The sequence below is a fragment of the Bacillus sp. PK6-013 genome (assembly GCF_054161445.1).
The window spans coordinates 3,970,662-3,989,020 of record NZ_CP096417.1 but is presented as its reverse complement, the minus strand read 5'-3'; the positions used below and the strand labels follow the sequence as shown (position 1 = coordinate 3,989,020).

Sequence of the window (18,359 nt, the reverse complement as noted above, 5' to 3'; positions counted from 1 at the left end):
GTACCGATCAGATCAAACAAGGAGAGATTAAGATGAGTACAATTCTATTGGAAACAAGGCATCTTCAAAAAAAGTTTGGAAGGTCGCAAGCGGTCTCAGACGTCTCATTGTCAGTTAAAAAGAACAGTATTTACGGATTGCTTGGACCGAATGGAGCAGGAAAATCAACGACTTTAAAACTTTTAACCGGAATCTTAAACCCGACTGCCGGGGACATTTTGGTTGAGGGGCGGAAATGGAAAAGGTCTGTATTAAAAGACATCGGTTCTTTAATAGAATCCCCGCCTCTGTATGATAATTTAACAGCCTACGAGAATGCCAAGGTGCATGCCACATTATTGGGTCTTCCTGATGCGAGAATAACAGAGGTGCTTAAAACTGTTGATATGCATCATGCCGGAAAGAAAAAAGCGGGGCAGTTTTCTATGGGGATGAGACAGAGGCTGGGAATCGCCATCGCTCTTTTAAATCGCCCTAAATTACTCATACTTGATGAGCCTACGAACGGTCTCGACCCGATCGGTATACAAGAGTTAAGGGAACTGATCAGGTCATTTCCAAAGCAAGGGATGACGGTCATCTTATCAAGCCACATTTTGTCGGAAGTCGAGCAGATCGCAGACCATATTGGGATTATCAGCGGAGGATACCTCGGATATCAGGGGAAAATCAATAAGGGGGACGATCTCGAGCGGCTTTTTATGGATGTTGTCAAATCAACGCGGGGGAAAGAAGGCGGAGAACAATGATCGGATATTATGCGAAAGCGGAAAACCTGAAGTTTAAAAGAACATTTTCGAGAAAGATGATCTTCATTGTGCCTTTGATTAATATTTGCTTCGCCTTTTTAATGAATCCAGGATTCTTTGTAGCAGGTACGTATAATTGGTGGTCTGTCATCTTGATGCCGGTCATGATCGCCTTGCTTTGTGCATTATCACACCAGAAAGAAATGAAAGCGTCGAATTATAACGGCATTTTTTCTTCTCCCGTACATTTACATATGATCTGGTCTGCAAAAATAAGCGTCATTGCGCTCTATTCTTTAGCGTCTCAAGCTGTTTTTTTAGGGTTCATGGTTGTGATGCAGTTTGTCATTCCTCAATTTTCGAGCATTCATTTGACAGTCATTGCCGCGAATCTGCTGCTTTGGCTTACGACACTGTGGGAGATCCCCATCTGTTTATGGATAGCGCGAAAATTTGGGTTTATATCTGCCGTTTTGTTCAATATGCTGGGCAGTATCGTGTTGGGCATCATGTCGGCATCAAGTCCTTTTTGGTGGCTGAATCCGTGGAGCTGGCCGATCAGGGTCATGTGTCCGACAATTGGCATCCATCCCAACGGTGTGCCTCTTGAAAATGGCGATCCTTTAACAAGCTGGGCAGTCGTTCCTCCGGCTGTTGTTCTATCTGTTGTTTTATTTGCTATTTTGGCGCGTCTGACCAGGCGGTCATTTTCCCCTGCCGTTGATCGCAAATCGATAAAACGGGAGGCGGTTTGATTTGTTGCTATTTTTCAGATGCCTTGCGGCTGATTTTCAAAAAACAAAGCGCACATCTTTTATTTGGCTTCACTTGACCGTTCCGGTTATCTGTGCGAGTGTTTTTCTGCTTTATTTCTATAACAGAGATCATGATCCATATCAATTATACCGCACGTATTTTGAGGCAATTGCGATTGCCCTGCCGCTTCTGATTGGAATAGTGTGCGGAATGACGGCTTCATTAGAGGAGCGGGCAGGCCGTTTTCAAGTGCTGTTGGGCGGCACGGCGCCCAAATTAACGGCTTATTTAAGCAAAGTCACACTGCTTCTGTTCATGAACTTGTGTGCGGTATTCTTGGCTATTGGACTCTATGTATTGGGGCTCAAAGTTCTATTTCATGTGCCGAACCTGACAATCGCCCTTTTTTTAGAGGCTGGGGCATGGCTGACAGCCGGAAGTGTCACACTTTATTTCATTTATTTTCTGATCAGCTGCATATTTGGAATGGGGGCTTCGATTTTAATAGGCGGGGCAGGTCTTTTGATGACAGCACTGATGAATACGGGATTGGGCGATGTCATTTGGAAATATAATCCCTGGGCATGGGGAATCAGGCTGACAGGGTATAAGGGGATTGACCGATTTGTCCAAATTGATTCGTCTCTGCGTTCTGTTCTAGACGGGGAAATCAAGCAGGGGGCTTTCATCATGGTGTTTGCTATAATAGCTGTATTCGCTCTAAGCATCGTTTGGTTTATCCGCTGGGAAGGAAGAAAAGCTTATGAATAATGAAAAAGGGTGGTCAGCAAGTGGCGAACATTTTGGCAGTAGATGATGAGAAAGATATTCTTGTACTCATACAAAATATTTTGCGCCGCGATCAGCATCAAGTTCATACATTGAGTCAAGTTAACGCCGAATCTCTCGACGTGTTTTCAGGGTATGATTTAATTTTGCTTGATGTGATGATGCCGGGGATGGACGGATTTGAATTATGCGAGAAAATCCGGCCGCTGGTAGATTGTCCGATCCTGTTTCTCACCGCTAAGACGGAGGAAGAGGCCATCGTTAAGGGCCTCCTGACTGGAGGAGACGACTATATTTCAAAACCCTTCGGCGTTCTTGAGCTCAGTGCGAGAGTAAATGCACACTTGAGAAGGGAAAAAAGAGAGAAACACGAAACTAAACGTGTGATTTCCGGTTTTTTATTTCACTTTGACAGCAAAGAAGTATTTATTCATGATCAAAAGCTGAATTTAACAAAAAATGAATTTAAAATATGTGAGCTGTTGGCTCAGCATAAAGGACGAACTTTTACACGAGAAGAAATTTATGATTATGTATACGGGCTGGAAGGCAATGCATTATACTCCACGATAACCGAATTTATCCGCACGATCCGAAAAAAATGCAAAGAACACGAAAGAGATCCGATCAAAACGGTATGGGGCGTAGGGTACAGATGGGAATAATCCGTAAAAAAAAGACGCTGCGCAGAGAACTGATCAAATATATGCTCACTTTGAGTTTCAGCCTGATCGCGATCACGGCTGTATATGTTTTGATCAATATGATCGGAATGAATGCAGGGCTGTTTTATCCTGCCAATTACAATGAAATCGAAGCTGAAAAGCTTAAGCCCAAGCTTCAATCGGCTGAACGGATAACGGAAGACATGATACCTGATACGATGCTGTATGCCATATTGGATAAAAAGTCGAAACAAAAGACAGCGGGAAACATGAAAGAAACGAATCTTTCAATTGTACGGAAAAAAATTGAGAGCAGGCCGTATGTCACCTTAAGTCAAAAAGGCTATATGATCATCGAACGCAAAGACGAGTATTGTGTGTTGGAGTATCCTTTGCGCGCTGAGTTTCGGTCTCCCCTGCTGAGACGGTTTCTCCCGAACTATGAGCTGACAAGCTTATGCATCATCATTCTGCTTCTAATTACGGTCGTTTTTGCGGTAACAACCCGATTTGCAAACAGGTTAAAAGATCATTTTCAAACATTAAACACCATCGCTGAGCAAATTAAAAAACAAAATTTAAATTTCACTCCGGAGTTTTCGAATATTAAGGAATTTGATCATGTGATCAGTTCCCTGATAGACATGAGGAATGCCCTTCAAGCCTCCCTCCGTGCGCAGTGGCACTTAGAGAAAACGAAAAAAGAACAGATCGGCGCATTGGCTCATGACATTAAAATTCCAATGACCATTATTAAAGGTAATGCGGAATTGCTGAGCTTATCACCGCAAAATCAAGAGCAGTCGGAATATATCAGATACATACTTGATGCGGGGCAAAAAATCGATCAGTACATTGACCAATTAATCCATTTGTCAAAAACGGAGGAAGCATTAAATATCGATTATAGAGAAAGTGCTGTGAAACCGTTAGTCGAAAGTGTTCTCAATGACACTGAAGCATACATAGGGAACAAATCGGTTGACATTGTGCTGAAGGAACAGAACCTTGAAGATAAAAAAGCACTGTTGGACAAACAGCTGCTTCATCGAGCGTTGATGAACATCATGACGAACGCTGCAGATCACACACCAGAAGGCGGGAGAATCGATTTTGAAGCTGTGTGTACGGATGATCAATTGATTTTCACAATCACTGACAGCGGAAAAGGATTTTCTCAAGAAGGCCTGCAGAAAGCTGCCGAGCTTTTCTATATGGAAGATAAAAGCCGGACATCGAATGGGCATTACGGTATGGGACTTACCTTTGCGCTCCGTGTTGTCAAGCTTCATCAAGGCGATTTATCGATTAAAAACGGTGAAGCGGGGGGCGGACAGGTGCAAGTAACCATCCCCCTCTGAGACCAGATCATCATCATTCAATGTCCCATTATGTCATCATCCCAAACCTTCCGACATCAGCCGGAAGGTTTTTTCGGTTCTCCCAGTTCCTGTTTCAAATATTGGTAAAGCTTTGCGTCCGCTTGTTTCAGCGGGAAAGACGCGGTTTTGCAAAGGATGCCGAAGGTTACGCTGATCGGGTCATCGCCGATAAACCGGACAATCGTTCCGGGAGGAGGAGGGGAGACGATGCTTTTCGGAATCAGGGCAACGCCGAGTCCAGCGGCAACATAATTTTTCAAAGCGGTCATGCTTCCAATCTCCATCGTGTTCATTTGGCTTCCCGGCAGCTCTTGAAACGCGATTTCGACTTTCTTCCGGTAGGTGCAATTGTTGGCTGTGATCAGTAGACGGTGCTCCCTAAGATCTTTCAGATGGATGTGTTCATTGTTTCCGGCGGGGTGTCCTTCAGGAAGCAGCACTACGAGCTCTTCAGCATATAGCGGTTCAAAATAAAGATCAGTTCCCATTGCCGGAGTCGAACAGACGGCAAGGTCCAGGCTGCCTTGAACCAGCCGTTCCCCCAATGTCGATGAGTTGGCGATATCTACGGAAACCCGGATCTTCGGATAATCCGCTAAAAACCTCCCCAACATCCGCGGCAAATCACAGCTCGCGATTGGTTCGACCGCTCCCAGACGGATATTTCCCGCTTCGCCAAGCAATAAGTCGGCCATATGATGTTGAAGGTGATCCATATTCTTGACAATATGGCTGCTTTCTTCAAAAAAAAGCCTGCCGGCTTCAGTCAGTCGGAATGTTTTCCCCCGCTCGAGCAATCGGATGCCGAGGTCTTCTTCGAGTTTTTTGATTTGCATTGTGACTGTGGACTGCGCATAATTCAGTTCTTCAGCCGCGCGGTTAAAGCTTCCGCAAGCCACGATTTTATGAAACGTCTTTAACGTTTTGAAATCCATCCCATCACCTCAAGTTCAATAAAATTGAATGAATCCTTCAAATGATTCAATTATACAAAATGATATAACCGTTATACACTATTAAACAATACAAAGGAGGAATAAATATATGCCATTTGTCAGGATGGATCTTTTAAAAGGAAGATCAAACGAAGAGCTTCGACGGATTAGCAGAACGGTTCACAAGGCGATGACGGAGACGATCGATGTTCCGGAAGATGATTATTTTCAGGTCATCACCCAGCACGATGAGGAAGAATTCTTTTTCGATCCCGGCTATATGAATATCGAACGGACGAAGGATTTGATCTATATTCACATCACAATGAAAGAGAGACCGGTCGAAAAAAAGCTGGCGCTGTATCAACGCATTGCAGAATGTTTACAAAAAAACGCCGGCATCCGCCAAGAGGACGTCATGATCATTGCGGCCGAAAACGTGAAAGAGAACTGGTCGTTTGGGAATGGAACAGCACAGCTTGCATCAGTTGAAAAGGGAGTGATGAAAAATGGAAATGAAAAATAAAACAGCCCTTGTCACAGGAGGCGGCACTGGGATCGGCAGAGCGGTATCGCTCGCTTTGGCAAACCGCGGCGCAGCGGTTATTGTCAACTATTCGCGTTCCGAAGCGGAGGCTGAAGAGACGGTTGGGATGATTGAAAATCAAGGCGGCCGCGCGCTCGCGATTAAAGCCGATGTTTCTAAGGTCAATGAAGTTCAAGGCATGTTTGATCGGGCGGCCCGTGAGTTCGGCACCGTCGATCTGCTCGTCAACAATGCAAGCATCACCAGGCATATCGAGCTTGATGACTTGGATGGAGCTTCTGAAGAAGTCTGGGATGAACTGTATGCGGTAAATGTCAAAGGGATGTTTTATTGCGCGAGAGCGGCGGCATCTTTAATGAAGCAAAATAAGCAAGGCGCCATCGTAAATGTCGGCAGCATCGCAGGACTGACGGGCTCAGGTTCTTCGCTCCCCTATGCCGTATCAAAAGCGGCGGTCCACGGACTGACGAAATCATTGGCGCATGCGCTCGCTCCGGATATCAGGGTCAGCTGTGTGGCACCTGGCGCTGTATCGACGAGATGGTGGGAGGGGAATGAAGAGAAAATGAAGCGGCTCAGCCAAAAGCTACCGCTTGAACGGATCGCAAAGCCGGAAGATATCGCCTTGCTCATTTGCGCGCTGCTCGAACAAGAAACGGTTACTGGTCAAATCTTAACGGCGGACTGCGGCCAAACATTATAGCGGTTATAAGTCTATTGTCCTATTTCTATATGAAACCATTTACCTTATGATTAGTCATATCGAAATAGAAAAAAGAGGGAAGAACGTATGAGGCGTTTACAATCGTTAGAAGCCATTGAAAAAGTGAAAAGCGGGGATTATCATGTTTTGCGTGATGCCGAATGGCTCAAGTATCTTGTTTTAACTGAAGAACAAAATGTCAATCTGGAGCGGATATCTTCGCTGGAGAACATGCCTCAGAATCCCGTGTTTCTTTATGTGGAACAGACGCTCTCCATCTTGGAGAAAGCGAACATTCCTGAGCGGGAAAAAGAAATCATTGAAGAGGTTCTTATATGGAGTGAAACGGCTAAGTGCGGCCAGCCTCATAAAAGAAAGGAATGGCGTGAGAAAGGCTTTCAGCTTGCGATCCATAATATCGGGTCGGCGCAGATTTATGCTGATCGAAGACAGGCGTATATGCCGGAGCGGCAGGATATTGAGGAACTCATCTATATTTTGATTTTGACGCATGGACTCGTCGGGCAGTATATCCGCGGGGAATCAAGGTATCGCCAATTCACTCCTCTTATCGATTGGATTGAAGCATCCGAACTTCAGCACATCGACATCAGGCGGGTTCTGTACGTTTTGAACAAATGTATCATTGAAGGGGTTTCGCCGGCACTTTGGGAATCGATTGAACAAGACGTGAACCGGATAATCGGCCAAATCTGCACAGGAGAAAGAAACAAAGATTGGCCGTTTGCGGAAAGGATCAGAAAACTGCGGGGACAGGCGCTCGATTCCGGCGAAGACAGCAGCCGGTACGAGCGGTTTTTGAGGGAACATGCCGCGGAAGATGCGCTGAGACGCTTCTTTCAGCGGGTCGATTTATGGTATGTGGAATCCGCCTTGTCATCGTTCAGTTTTGAAGAGTTTGTCAAAATCTTTTTGCTAGTGCTTCGTTCTGTCAATCCTTTATCAGTCAAGCATATCAGCTTTGAGCCGCTGATGAAGGACATGTACCGTGATTACCAGGGTGTGCGTCATACGAATGTTTATAAAAAACGGATTATCGAAGCGTGCTTAAAAGAGATGTCGATCAGCGATTTGCTTTTCGGCGGGGTGCCTGTAAATGAACACGTTTCGCTTGCTGTTCAGCCGTTTGATCAGGCTTCCGAGATTGTCGGCGTCACGTTTTCGTTTTCGCAGGCCGGACTGAAGCTGATTGAATTTTGCCAGGAAGCGGAGAAATCGCCTTTATATGAACGGGCGATCGTGCTGCTATATGATTTTTTTGAGTTTCGCAAGGATTCGTTTGACCGGCTGCAAAATGAAGCGGCTTATCTGTCTGACATGAACGGTGCGGAAGATTATAAAAAGAAGATTGCCGATTATGCAGTTGGAGAAAGAATGCTCGACATCGGAGCCGGAGGCGGCGTGATGCTTGATTTGCTGACGGACCAGCATCCTGAAGCAGAGGTCATCGGCATCGATCTTTCCGTTAATGTCATTGAGGAGCTCCAAAAAAGAAAAGTGCGCGAACATAAGCCGTGGCATGTGAAACAGGCTGATGCGTTGGATCTTCCTGAGTACTTCGAACAGGAAAGCGTCGACACGATTGTATTTTCATCGATATTGCACGAATTGTTTTCATACATTCCGTATGAAGGAAAACGATTTAATCATCTCGTCATTGCCCAAGCGTTAAAAAGTTCCTTTGATATTCTGAAGCGGGGAGGCAGAATCATCATCAGGGACGGAATCATGACCGAAAACAAAGAGGAAACGCGGCGGATTCGCTTTAAAGACCCGGATGGAATGGATTTCTTGAAACGGTATGTCCATGATTTTAAAGGGAGAAAGGTGCAAATTCTTGAGGCTGAGAAGGATGCGGCCGTACTGTTTGTGAATGACGCGATGGAATTCCTCTATACATATACTTGGGGAGAAGAAGCCTATCCGCACGAAGTGAAGGAGCAGTTCGGCTATTTTACGCCGACTGAATTCCGGCGCTGTATTGAGAAAGAGTTGGGGGAACGCGCGAACATTCTTGTGTTCGAACACTATGTACAGGAAGGGTATGAAGAACACCTTAACCCTAAAATCGAGCTGACAGACCGGCTCGGCCGACGCGTGCCGCTGCCGGACAGCACTTGTTTTATTGTAATTGAAAAAAAGCACCACTAGGGTGCTTTTTTTAGTTGTTGCTTTTAAGGAAGCTTGAGAAGTATTGTTCGGTCTTGTAATTATCAGCATCCATTTTCCATTTGTCATTTTTTGATTTTTCAAGCTTAACTTCAACTGTTTTCTCACTTGAAGTCGCCTGTGCTTTTTTGATTTCTTCACTCATGATGTCAATCGCAGGATTGATCAATTCATCTCTGGACATGAAGTTTTTGCCGCTGTCTTTCACATAGTCTTCCAGTCTTTTCTTCACTTTCTTTTGGACATCCGTATTATCGATTGGTGTAACGGTTGCCTCAACAGTTGCTTCATCGCCTGAAATTGATTTTGTAACTGCTTTGACTTGAGATTTTTCTTGATAAGCGTTTTGGATGGCGCTGATCAGTTTATTCAATTTCTTTTTATCGACATCTTCTTCATCATAATATCCTAAAGAGCGAACGATTGATTTTTGAGCGCCTTCAAGGTAATCGGTAACGACTTCACGTTTATTTTCGTCGACCAGTTTATCAAAGTTATCATTATCTTTGCCGAAAATCGTTACATCTGTGTAAGCCAGCAAAGCTTTTGCCGGATCTTCAAGTTTTTTGGCTGTTTTCAGCAAATCGTCGCTGCCGCCGTCGATCTCGAATTTGACAGGATCGGCTTTGTTTTCACCGTACATGTCAGGTGTGTATTCAAGCTGAAACTTTTTGCCCTTTTCAACGATGTAATAGATATTTCCGTCGACTTCCTTGTCAGAATTCAGCGTGGAAGAACGAAGTCTCTTGTTTCTTTCATCATATACGCTGACGTCCGACATTTTTGAGTCGCCTTCGTAAAGGCTGAATTGGCTTTTATCAACCATCAATGGTTCTTTTCCTGTATTTTTAACGGAAACATTGATCTTTAGTATAAGTTCATTTTCGTGCAGGTTTGTTGATGAATCATCCGGAAGCGTATATTCGGAGCTTAGTATTTTAACTTCTGCATTATCTGCTTTTTTCGTATCTTCTTTCTCTCCGCTCGCACTTTTGCTGCCTCCGCAGGCTGTTGACACGACTGCTACAATCATCAAAAGCATCATTAGAAAAAACTTTTTACTTCGCATGGTCTGTCTCCTTTTTTATTATTATTTTTTCAATGTTATGTAAATGAAAAGAATGGGTGGTTAGGGTAAAAAGGCCCTTCATCGGGACAAATCTTACTCAAGTCCCGGTCATTTCATTTATCTAACAGTGAAAATTTGATTATAATTCTTCCTTTTTCCTTAGTTTCTTTAAAAAAACAGAAACAACATCACTCATTTTAAGGTTTGAAGAATCAATAATAAATAGGTGTTAAATACTAATTTTGGTCAATGTTTTGCAAGATTAGGCATGTTTTCAAACTTTGGATAGTATGAATAGACTAAAACTAATGACTTACAAAACGGTGCATTTAATTGAGATTGATCCATTTTCCACCTTAGCCATGACAAGGCAGAACAGGTGAAAAATATAAGTGTTTTGTTTAGAATCCGCCACTTTGTTGATGAATTTTGAAATTGGACTATGGTGGATAAAAAGTCCTATTTTCGGGTTTTCTTAACCTGAGCTTAAAATTTAGTAGATCAATCGTCTCAGAAACGCCGGTTTTGATGGTTTAGCTTCTCTATGGTCAGGGAGACGGAGACATGTATGAGGAATGCAGCCGGGGGCTCCGGCTGCATGTTGTGGACCGGATGTTTACTTAATACCGATGATCATGGCGATAACAATTGCGGCGGCGCCGATGAAAATCCAGCCTGCGACCAGCTTCCAGACAAACTTGACCCAGCGTTCGTAAGTGACGCCTGCGATTGACAGCGAAGCCATCAGTACACCGGAGGTCGGAATGATGGAGTTGGTGATTCCGTTTCCGTATTGATACGCGAATACGGCAATCTGGCGTTCGAATCCCAATAAATCGGCCAGCGGCGCCATAAGCGGCATCGTTGTGGCTGCCTGTCCGCTTCCGGATGGAATAAATGTGTTGATCACGATTTGCACGGCGAACATGCCAATGGCGCTGATTTCGTTCGGAAGTGAGCTGATGGCTGAAGCAAGGCTATTGATGATCGTATCGATAATCTGTCCGTTTTCCAATACGATGACAATGGCACGGGCGAAGCCGACAATCAGCGCTCCGTATACAACCTGTTTCATACCATCGACAAATGAATGGAATGTGTCGTTGATGCCGAGTCCTCCCGCAAGGCCGGCGGCAAAGCCGATGATGAGAAACCCGGCCGACAGCTCGCTTAAAAACCACCCCCATTGAAATACACCGAACATATTGATGCCGAAGCCCAATACTGTAATCAGCAGGACGAGGCCGTGTCTTCCGGTGAAGGAAAGATCAGCTTGTCCTGCGGCTGTCTCTTCATTCATCTCTGTTTCGCTTCCATACATCAAACCGGTATTTGGGTGCGCTTTGACTTTTTCAGCGTACCGCATGACATAAAAAATGGAGAAACCGAGCATGGCGGCATAAACGGCCAATCTATAACCGAGGGCGCTAAACACCGGGACTTCCGCAATTGTCTGTGCGATTCCGACTGTGAACGGGTTCAACATGCCGCCGGTGAACCCTGCAGCCGCGCCAAGGGAAATCATCGCCAGCCCGGTCATTGAATCATAGCCAAGCGCTCTTGCAACAGCGATGCCGATCGGAATAAAAATAATCGTCTCTTCAGATAAACCGATCGTTGCGCCTCCGATGGAAAAGACGAACATGGTGACGGGAATCAGGAGGAAACCGCGTTTCTTCAAGCGCTGCACGAGCACATGAACACCTGCACGAATCATCCCGGTCTGATGGATGATGCCGAAAGCTCCGCCTATTAAAAAGATGTAAAAAATAATATCCGCCGATTGAATCATGCCTTCCGGTATGGCTTTAAACATCTCGAAAAAATCGACTGGACCGGCGTCAGTTTGTGTGTAGCTCCCTTGTACGATAACCGTTCGGCCGTCTTCTTCAACCCGCTCAAATTCTCCTGATGGAATGAAGTATGAAGCCAGTGCAGCTAAAATGATAATGAAAAAAATCAAAGCATAAGTATGAGGGAAGTGCAGTTTTATTTTCTGGGAGGTGCCATTGCTCATTCCGTTCGTCTCCTTTATAATGTATTAATATTCATATAATTATATATTTAATCATTTTGAGGATATGAGCTTTACTTTGTCAACCCTGGAAAAGAACTTCCGGTAATGGAGAAGGGAGAACCGTTATGAAAAAACAAATTGAGAAAGAGATCGAACATATTCGTGAAGAGCTGCTGCATATCAGCCAGTATATAGGCAATCACCCTGAACTGGGACATGAAGAATTCAAAGCTTCAAAGATTCTGTCCGAGGAGCTGAAAAAACACGGTTTTCAGGTGGAGTTAGGAACATGCGGCCTTGCGACGGCGTTTACGGCCGAATTTGACAGCGGCCGTCCCGGCCCTGCCATCGGGTTTATGGCTGAATATGATGCATTACCTGACCTTGGCCATGCCTGCGGGCACAATTTGATCGGCACGATGGCGGTCGGCGCCGCGATCGGCGTCAGCAAAGTCATCGCATCATGCGGAGGGAAAGTGTATGTTTACGGAACGCCTGCGGAAGAAACGAAAGGCGGAAAAGTAACCATGGCCGAACAAGGGGTTTTTGATCACTTGGACGCCGCTATGATGGTTCATCCGTATTGCAGGCATGAAAAAAGCGGAACATCGCTGGCGATGGATGCGATTCAATTCGAATTCTTTGGAAAGGCCTCGCATGCGGCGGGAGCGCCTCACGAAGGAATCAATGCGCTCGATGCCGTCATTCAGACATTCAACGGCATTAATGCGCTCAGACAGCATATTCTCCCTGATGCCCGGATTCACGGGATTATTCCGGAGGGAGGGAAAGCGGCAAATGTTGTGCCGGATTATGCGGTTGCCCAGTTTTATGTCAGAGGAACAGAACGTGCTTATGTCAATGAACTGCTCGATAAAGTAAAAAATTGTGCAAAAGCAGCCGCACTTGCGACTGGAGCCCGACTTAAGAGCTCTTTTTATGAGCTGTCTTACGATGATTTGAAAACAAATGAAACGCTGTCAGACGCCTTTACACAAAACATGATCGAGTTGGGCGTCGATCCCGATTCGATTCATGAAAAAGCGGACGGAGGAGGTTCAGTTGATATGGGGAATGTCAGCCAGATCGCACCTTCCATTCATCCTTATGTACAAATTTGCGATGAACCGTACGCGTGCCACACACCCGAGTTTCGGGAGGCAGCCATGAGCAGCCAAGGGTTCGAAGGCTTAATGCTCGGCGCAAAATCTATGGCATTCACGGCCTATGATGTGCTCACCAATGAAGAGCTGTTGAGAAAAATAAAGGAAGAATTCAGCTTTTTAAAACAATAGAAGGTCTGAAGAGGGAAACGAGGTTTCCCTTTTTTTAATGCAAAAAAACGCAGAAGAAAATCTAACATATAAATAGACAGCGTATAAATGCATTTTAAACTGGTATGAAAGAGAGGAGGAAAGAGAAAATACATATATAATTAGCGGACTTCGCAGCAGGGAGAGATCAAAACATGACGAAAAAACGAATGTTATTTATTGTGTTAGGCTTATTGCTTTTGATCAATGCCGGGTGCTCCGGTTCAAACGAATCTCGAAATGAAACAAAGGCCCGGGCGAAGACGGAAACTGCGTCAGCTAAGACTGCTCAAGGAAATGAGGGCCTGCCCAACATAAGAATTTTAGCCACAGGGGGGACGATTGCCGGAGCGAATCAGTCCAAAACGTCGACGACCAATTATAAAGCGGGTGCAGTCGGGATTGATTCGCTCATCGAAGCCGTTCCGGAAATGAAGGATATCGCGAATATCAGCGGAGAACAAGTGGCAAACATCGGAAGTCAGAATATGACTAATAAAACGCTCCTGAAATTGAGCAAGCGCACTGCGAAGCTTTTAGCTTCAGATGATGTCGATGGAATTGTCGTCACTCACGGAACGGACACCTTGGAAGAAACGGCTTATTTTTTAAATCTCGTCCTCAAAAGTGATAAACCCGTCGTTGTGGTCGGATCTATGCGGCCTTCCACAGCGATTGGAGCCGACGGGCCTGCCAACTTGTACAATGCTGTAAAGGTCGCTGCGAGCAAGGAAGCTTACGGGAAAGGAACCATGGTGGTGCTGAATGACCGGATTGCTGCGGCAAGATATGTGACGAAAACCCATACGACAGCTCCTGACACTTTCAAGTCGGAAGAAATGGGTTACCTCGGCAATATTGCCGACGGCATCTATTTTCATAATGACATCACAAAAAAGCATACGAAAGATACCGATTTTAATATTTCCAAGATCAATCTGCTTCCTCAAGTCGACATCATATACGGGTATCAAAACGACGGGCGCTATCTGTTTGACGCTGCAATCAAGGCGGGAGCGAAAGGCATTATCTATGCGGGAAGCGGAAACGGTTCAGTCTCTGACGAGGCGAAAAAAGGGGCAGTCGCAGCGGTGAAAAAAGGGGCGGCAGTCGTGCGTTCTACACGCACCGGCAGCGGGGTTGTCACGCCCAATCCTGATCTTGAAAAGGAAAACATATTGGCTTCCAACTCTTTGAACCCGCAGAAAGCCCGGATTTTGCTGATGCTGGCGCTGACCAAAACAGATGATCCGAAAAAGATCCAGTCCTATTTTGAAGAATATTGACGAGAATCCGCCGGGGAGCCCGGCGGATTTTTTAAAGATCGAGCGCTAAGCGAACCATATCGATGCAGCGCATGCCGTTTTCGTATATCGGTTTCTCGTAATGCCTCAAGAAAAAGTCGCGGTCGATGCCGGTGATTCTAAATCCGCATTTTTGATAGAGCGCAAGCTGCCCGATGCTTGAATTCCCGGTTCCGATTTCAATTGTCTTAAATCCTTGTGATTTTGCCGTTTCAATCGCATGCATAACCAATTGTCTGCCGATTCCTTTTCCCTGCAGATCTTCTTTGACGGCGATATTGACGAGCTCTGCTGTTTCTGGTCTCGTCGGCAGCAGCACATAGACACCTACAATCCGGCGGTCGATTTCTGCTGTATAGGATTGTCCCCGTTTGAGATAATCGATAACCAGTTTTTCGGAAGGGTCTGCCGTCAACAGTAAATCAAGCGGCGGCTCATGTTCTGGGTGTAACCTTCGAATATTCATTTCACTCATCTCCTTTTTGATCTAAACTGAAAACATTGAAATCCTCAAAAGGCTCATGCACAATAGTAAACACAAGCGAACAGTAAAGTGAGGTACTGATATGAATATATCTGACTATATGAAGCATGACGCAGTTGCTTTATCTAAGCTTATCAAACATGGGGAAGTAACGGTGAACGAATTAATCGATGCTGCTTTTTCCCGCCTTGAAGAAGTCAATCCAGAACTGAATGCGGTCGTTCGGACGAGAAAAGAACAAGTCAAACATGAATGCAGACAGCTCGATATCAGACAGCAGCCGTTTGCCGGGGTGCCGATCCTTTTAAAGGACATTTCCCAAGCGTTGAAAGGGGAGCCTCTTACAGCCGGCGCCAAGCTACTTTCATCTTATCAACCAAAGCGCGATTCGAATTTCGTTGCTAAATTGCGCGGCGCCGGCTTTTTATTTCTCGGCCAAACGAATACGCCCGAATACGGATTGAAAAATATTTCTGAGCCTGAATTATACGGGCCGTCGCGAAATCCCTGGAACACCGATTATTCACCCGGCGGTTCAAGCGGCGGTTCCGCTGCAGCGGTGGCGGCCGGAATCGTTCCCCTTGCAGGAGCTAGTGACGGGGGAGGCTCCATTAGGATCCCCGCTTCATTTACCGGGCTATTCGGTTTGAAGCCGACCCGGGGCAGAACGCCTGTAGGACCGGGCGTCGGGCGGCAATGGCAGGGAGCATCGATCGATTTTGCGCTGTCCCGTACGGTCAGGGACAGCGCTGCGCTCCTTGATATCCTGCAAACCGTTCAGCCTGAAGCCGCTTTTCAAACGCCTTTATTTCCGGGCCATTATGAAGAGGATATGAAAAAAGGGCTGGAGCGCCCGTTGAATATCGCATTTTCTGTAGAATCACCCGTCGGAACGCCTGTCAGTGATGAAGCCAAACAAGCCGTTCACCGCACCGTTAAATGGCTGGAAGCGCAGGGACACCGCGTCGAAGAGCAGGCGAACGGCGTTGATGGACTCCGGTTAATGGAGAACTACTACTTAATGAACAGCGGTGAAATTTCCGCGATGATTCTAGGAATGGAAAAAACGCTTGGAAGAGCGATCACTGTTCAGGATGTTGAAATTGTCACATGGGTGCTTAATGAAGCAGGCAAAAAAGTGTCGGCAGCCGAATTTACGGCAAGCCTTGCTTCCTGGGATCAAGCAGCTGCACAAATGGCGGCGTTTCATGAGACCTATGATCTGTATGTGACCCCTGCAACGGCTTACCCCGCTCCAAAGGTCGGCGAGCTTACTCATACCGAAAAAGAAGCCGAAGCGCTCCTGAAAGTGAGTGAGCTGGAAAAAAATGAGCAGCAGTCGTTGATTTATCAAATGTTTTTGAAAAGCTTGACATATACACCATTCACACAGCTTGCCAACTTAACCGGACAGCCTGCGATGAGCGTCCCGGTCCACCTCACAAATGAAGGTTTACCGCTCGGCGTTCAAGTGACGGCACCGAAAGGAAAGGAACATTGGCTGCTTCGCACCGCACATTTATTAGAGCAATCAGACTTATGGATCGGAATGAAAGGCAATCCGAAGTTCGGCAGTCTGTAACCGCATAAAAGAAGACCGGCTGTTAATCAGGCCGGTCTTCTTTTGGATCATACAGTTTTTCGAGCTCGTCAACCAATGTTCCGACATACGCAACTGCCTGGCGTATCGGTTGATCCGTCGACATGTCAACACCCGCGTGTTTCAACAGGTCCAGCGGTTTCATTGTACCGCCTGTTTTTAAAACGTTCAGCCATCTCTCGACGGCAGGGCGACCTTCTTCTTTAATTTGCTGCGAGACGATTGTCGATGCTGTCAGCCCGGCTGAATAGGTGTAAGGGTATAACCCCATGTAGTAGTGCGGCTGACGCATCCATGTTAAACCTGCCCCTTCATCAAGCTTCACTCCGCTGCCCCAGAATTCGGACAGCACGGCGGTGGTTTGTTCAGACAGTACGGAAGCGGTAAGTGCGCACCCTTGTTCGGCGAGTTCGTAGACTCTCCGCTGATATTCCCCTTCAAGCAGATGGGTGACAAAATTGTGGTAATACGTGCCCATCAATTGGTTGATGACCCAGCGCTTCATTTTCGGGTCATTTGTTTTGGAAAACAAATGCTGGGCGAGAAGCATTTCGTTCATTGTAGAAGGCGCTTCGATGAAATATAGAGACGGTCTGACATTCATGATGCGCTGCTTGCGGTTTGCCAAGTAGAAATGACCGGCATGACCGAGTTCATGGGCAAGGGTAAAGGCGTCCCGCATCGTATCCGTCCATGTCATCAAAATGAAGGGATGCACTCCGTACGGACTTGAACAAAACGCACCCGTGGATTTGCCGATGTTGTCAGCGAGATCAACCCACCGCTCAGTCAATGCGGTTTCCATGACTTCCGCGTACTCGGGTCCCATCACTTGTAAAGCGTCCAAGATCATCCGGCCGGCCTGTTCGTAAGTCGTCTTTGGACTGAAGTCGTGATCAAGCGGAGCCTGCAAATCGCAGAAGCGCATGTCGTCGAGGTCTAATACGCGTTTTTTCAAGGCGGCATACTTGCGCATATGAGGTGCAAGTTCGTTTTTAATCACATCAAGCTGGTTGTGGTACATTTCGAGCGTGACGCTTTGCGGCTGAAGAAGCATATCGGTGGCGGATTGATATCCGCGAAGCCTTGACATGCCGACCTGTTTTTTGACTTCTGTTTCATAGACGGCGGCGATGGTATTTTTGTATGTTTGCAGGGTATTTGTAAAGGAGTCAAAGGCGGTTCTGCGAATATGCGTATCAGGAGAGAACATGTATTTTCCTTCATATAACGCGAACGAATTGGCCAAATCATTGCCGTTCCGGTCCTGAATCGGTGAAAATTGCATATCTGCAAGCTTCGCCATCCCGAAAATTTTGTACGGTGCATCATGCACTTCGCCTAAAACGGCTAACGCTTCCTCTGTTTCGGGAGCAAGCTTATACGGCTTGCGCTCCATTATCTCGGACAGCATTTTGCTGAAAGGCTCCAGTCCTTTCTCATTTTTTATGTACGTCTCCACTTGATTTTCGGGGAATTCGAGAATTTCCGATTGGATAAATGAAAGCCCGGCGTTTAGTTTTGCTTGAAGTGCGGCCATCCTTGAAGCGTCGGCTTGGTTGACGGGGTTTGTCAAATCTTCGGACTTTCTGAGGTGAGTATAGGCGGCGGCCCGGACTAGGCGCTCTAGCAGTTTTTCCTGCAGCATTAAACAATCGAGCAACACGTCAGCTCCTTCGTGAAGCCTTCCTTTAAATGAGCCGATGGATACGAGATCTTCCTCAATTTTCACAAGTGCGTCTTCCCAAGCTTCATAAGAAGAAAATAAATCAGTAAGATTCCAAGTCAGTTCCTGCGGCACCTCAGAGCGCTTCGGTCTTTTTTCTGCCACTTTTTCCAATGTACAGCCTCCCCTT

At 46.0% G+C, this 18,359-nt stretch carries 16 protein-coding genes; 11 read left to right on the top strand and 5 right to left on the bottom strand.

Translation table 11 applies throughout. The features are described from left to right. Positions 1–32 precede the first annotated feature (32 nt). From M1E03_RS19980 to M1E03_RS19960, 5 genes are read left to right on the top strand one after another with little or no spacing between them, the layout of a single operon-like run. Complete coding sequence (locus tag M1E03_RS19980; protein ID WP_020450024.1) at positions 33–749, top strand: lantibiotic protection ABC transporter ATP-binding protein; 717 nt, start codon at positions 33–35, stop codon at positions 747–749. Beyond that, a complete protein-coding gene (locus tag M1E03_RS19975; protein WP_023857778.1) occupies positions 746–1,504 on the top strand; it encodes a lantibiotic immunity ABC transporter MutE/EpiE family permease subunit in 759 nt (252 codons plus the stop codon). Before M1E03_RS19980 ends, M1E03_RS19975 begins: the two co-directional genes overlap by 4 nt. A gap of 1 nt (position 1,505) precedes the next feature. Continuing rightward, positions 1,506–2,276, top strand: coding sequence for a lantibiotic immunity ABC transporter MutG family permease subunit (locus M1E03_RS19970; RefSeq protein ID WP_245117812.1), 771 nt, complete (start codon positions 1,506–1,508; stop codon positions 2,274–2,276). 20 nt (positions 2,277–2,296) lie between these two features. Next, a complete protein-coding gene (locus M1E03_RS19965) occupies positions 2,297–2,959 on the top strand; it encodes a response regulator transcription factor (RefSeq protein ID WP_020450027.1) in 663 nt (220 codons plus the stop codon). Then, on the top strand, positions 2,950–4,320 hold the full coding sequence (locus M1E03_RS19960; protein ID WP_020450028.1) for a sensor histidine kinase: 1,371 nt from the start codon (positions 2,950–2,952) through the stop codon (positions 4,318–4,320). The genes M1E03_RS19965 and M1E03_RS19960 overlap by 10 nt, the downstream gene beginning before the upstream one ends. 56 nt (positions 4,321–4,376) lie before the next feature. Here M1E03_RS19960 and M1E03_RS19955 read toward each other — a convergent pair whose 3' ends face one another. Beyond that, complete coding sequence (locus M1E03_RS19955; RefSeq protein WP_020450029.1) at positions 4,377–5,276, bottom strand: LysR family transcriptional regulator; 900 nt, start codon at positions 5,274–5,276, stop codon at positions 4,377–4,379. Between the two features lie 109 nt (positions 5,277–5,385). On the opposite strand from M1E03_RS19955, the gene M1E03_RS19950 reads away from it, so the two are divergent. The 3 genes from M1E03_RS19950 to M1E03_RS19940 all read left to right on the top strand — a co-directional run bounded on the left by M1E03_RS19950 (position 5,386) and on the right by M1E03_RS19940 (position 8,698). Beyond that, a complete protein-coding gene (locus M1E03_RS19950; RefSeq protein ID WP_020450030.1) occupies positions 5,386–5,802 on the top strand; it encodes a tautomerase family protein in 417 nt (138 codons plus the stop codon). Continuing rightward, positions 5,786–6,526 (top strand): SDR family NAD(P)-dependent oxidoreductase, encoded by a 741-nt coding sequence (locus M1E03_RS19945; protein ID WP_043054035.1) that lies wholly within the window; start codon positions 5,786–5,788, stop codon positions 6,524–6,526. The genes M1E03_RS19950 and M1E03_RS19945 overlap by 17 nt, the downstream gene beginning before the upstream one ends. A gap of 87 nt (positions 6,527–6,613) precedes the next feature. Beyond that, on the top strand, positions 6,614–8,698 hold the full coding sequence (locus M1E03_RS19940; protein WP_105980683.1) for a class I SAM-dependent methyltransferase: 2,085 nt from the start codon (positions 6,614–6,616) through the stop codon (positions 8,696–8,698). Positions 8,699–8,708: 10 nt separating this feature from the next. Here M1E03_RS19940 and M1E03_RS19935 read toward each other — a convergent pair whose 3' ends face one another. Both M1E03_RS19935 and M1E03_RS19930 read right to left on the bottom strand, forming a co-directional pair. After that, on the bottom strand, positions 8,709–9,785 hold the full coding sequence (locus tag M1E03_RS19935) for a DUF4352 domain-containing protein (protein ID WP_020450033.1): 1,077 nt from the start codon (positions 9,783–9,785) through the stop codon (positions 8,709–8,711). Positions 9,786–10,401: 616 nt separating this feature from the next. Beyond that, positions 10,402–11,802 carry a YfcC family protein gene (locus tag M1E03_RS19930; protein ID WP_458110579.1) on the bottom strand — a complete coding sequence of 467 codons (1,401 nt, stop codon included), beginning with the start codon at positions 11,800–11,802 and terminating at the stop codon, positions 10,402–10,404. A 125-nt stretch (positions 11,803–11,927) separates the two neighbouring features. Between M1E03_RS19930 and M1E03_RS19925 the strand changes: the two genes are divergently transcribed. Beyond that, positions 11,928–13,097 carry a M20 family metallopeptidase gene (locus tag M1E03_RS19925; protein ID WP_039073158.1) on the top strand — a complete coding sequence of 390 codons (1,170 nt, stop codon included), beginning with the start codon at positions 11,928–11,930 and terminating at the stop codon, positions 13,095–13,097. Positions 13,098–13,270: 173 nt separating this feature from the next. Then, positions 13,271–14,401 carry a type II asparaginase gene (locus M1E03_RS19920; RefSeq protein WP_095292812.1) on the top strand — a complete coding sequence of 377 codons (1,131 nt, stop codon included), beginning with the start codon at positions 13,271–13,273 and terminating at the stop codon, positions 14,399–14,401. A 31-nt stretch (positions 14,402–14,432) separates the two neighbouring features. Here M1E03_RS19920 and M1E03_RS19915 read toward each other — a convergent pair whose 3' ends face one another. Next, positions 14,433–14,885 carry a GNAT family N-acetyltransferase gene (locus M1E03_RS19915; protein WP_039073159.1) on the bottom strand — a complete coding sequence of 151 codons (453 nt, stop codon included), beginning with the start codon at positions 14,883–14,885 and terminating at the stop codon, positions 14,433–14,435. Between the two features lie 100 nt (positions 14,886–14,985). Between M1E03_RS19915 and M1E03_RS19910 the strand changes: the two genes are divergently transcribed. Then, on the top strand, positions 14,986–16,485 hold the full coding sequence (locus M1E03_RS19910; RefSeq protein WP_020450038.1) for an amidase: 1,500 nt from the start codon (positions 14,986–14,988) through the stop codon (positions 16,483–16,485). Between the two features lie 22 nt (positions 16,486–16,507). Here M1E03_RS19910 and pepF read toward each other — a convergent pair whose 3' ends face one another. Next, complete coding sequence (gene pepF / locus M1E03_RS19905; protein WP_458110578.1) at positions 16,508–18,343, bottom strand: oligoendopeptidase F; 1,836 nt, start codon at positions 18,341–18,343, stop codon at positions 16,508–16,510. Positions 18,344–18,359 lie beyond the last annotated feature (16 nt).

What these genes read in the sequence shown, in the direction of transcription:
- M1E03_RS19980 (WP_020450024.1), top strand. Translation starts at nt 33, where the DNA reads ATGAGTACAATTCTATTGGAAACAAGGCATCTTCAAAAAAAGTTTGGA.
- M1E03_RS19975 (WP_023857778.1), top strand. Translation starts at nt 746, where the DNA reads ATGATCGGATATTATGCGAAAGCGGAAAACCTGAAGTTTAAAAGAACA.
- M1E03_RS19960 (WP_020450028.1), top strand. Translation starts at nt 2,950, where the DNA reads ATGGGAATAATCCGTAAAAAAAAGACGCTGCGCAGAGAACTGATCAAA.
- M1E03_RS19955 (WP_020450029.1), bottom strand. Translation starts at nt 5,276, where the DNA reads ATGGATTTCAAAACGTTAAAGACGTTTCATAAAATCGTGGCTTGCGGA.
- M1E03_RS19950 (WP_020450030.1), top strand. Translation starts at nt 5,386, where the DNA reads ATGCCATTTGTCAGGATGGATCTTTTAAAAGGAAGATCAAACGAAGAG.
- M1E03_RS19945 (WP_043054035.1), top strand. Translation starts at nt 5,786, where the DNA reads ATGGAAATGAAAAATAAAACAGCCCTTGTCACAGGAGGCGGCACTGGG.
- M1E03_RS19940 (WP_105980683.1), top strand. Translation starts at nt 6,614, where the DNA reads ATGAGGCGTTTACAATCGTTAGAAGCCATTGAAAAAGTGAAAAGCGGG.
- M1E03_RS19935 (WP_020450033.1), bottom strand. Translation starts at nt 9,785, where the DNA reads ATGCGAAGTAAAAAGTTTTTTCTAATGATGCTTTTGATGATTGTAGCA.
- M1E03_RS19930 (WP_458110579.1), bottom strand. Translation starts at nt 11,802, where the DNA reads ATGAGCAATGGCACCTCCCAGAAAATAAAACTGCACTTCCCTCATACT.
- M1E03_RS19925 (WP_039073158.1), top strand. Translation starts at nt 11,928, where the DNA reads ATGAAAAAACAAATTGAGAAAGAGATCGAACATATTCGTGAAGAGCTG.
- M1E03_RS19920 (WP_095292812.1), top strand. Translation starts at nt 13,271, where the DNA reads ATGACGAAAAAACGAATGTTATTTATTGTGTTAGGCTTATTGCTTTTG.
- M1E03_RS19915 (WP_039073159.1), bottom strand. Translation starts at nt 14,885, where the DNA reads ATGAATATTCGAAGGTTACACCCAGAACATGAGCCGCCGCTTGATTTA.
- M1E03_RS19910 (WP_020450038.1), top strand. Translation starts at nt 14,986, where the DNA reads ATGAATATATCTGACTATATGAAGCATGACGCAGTTGCTTTATCTAAG.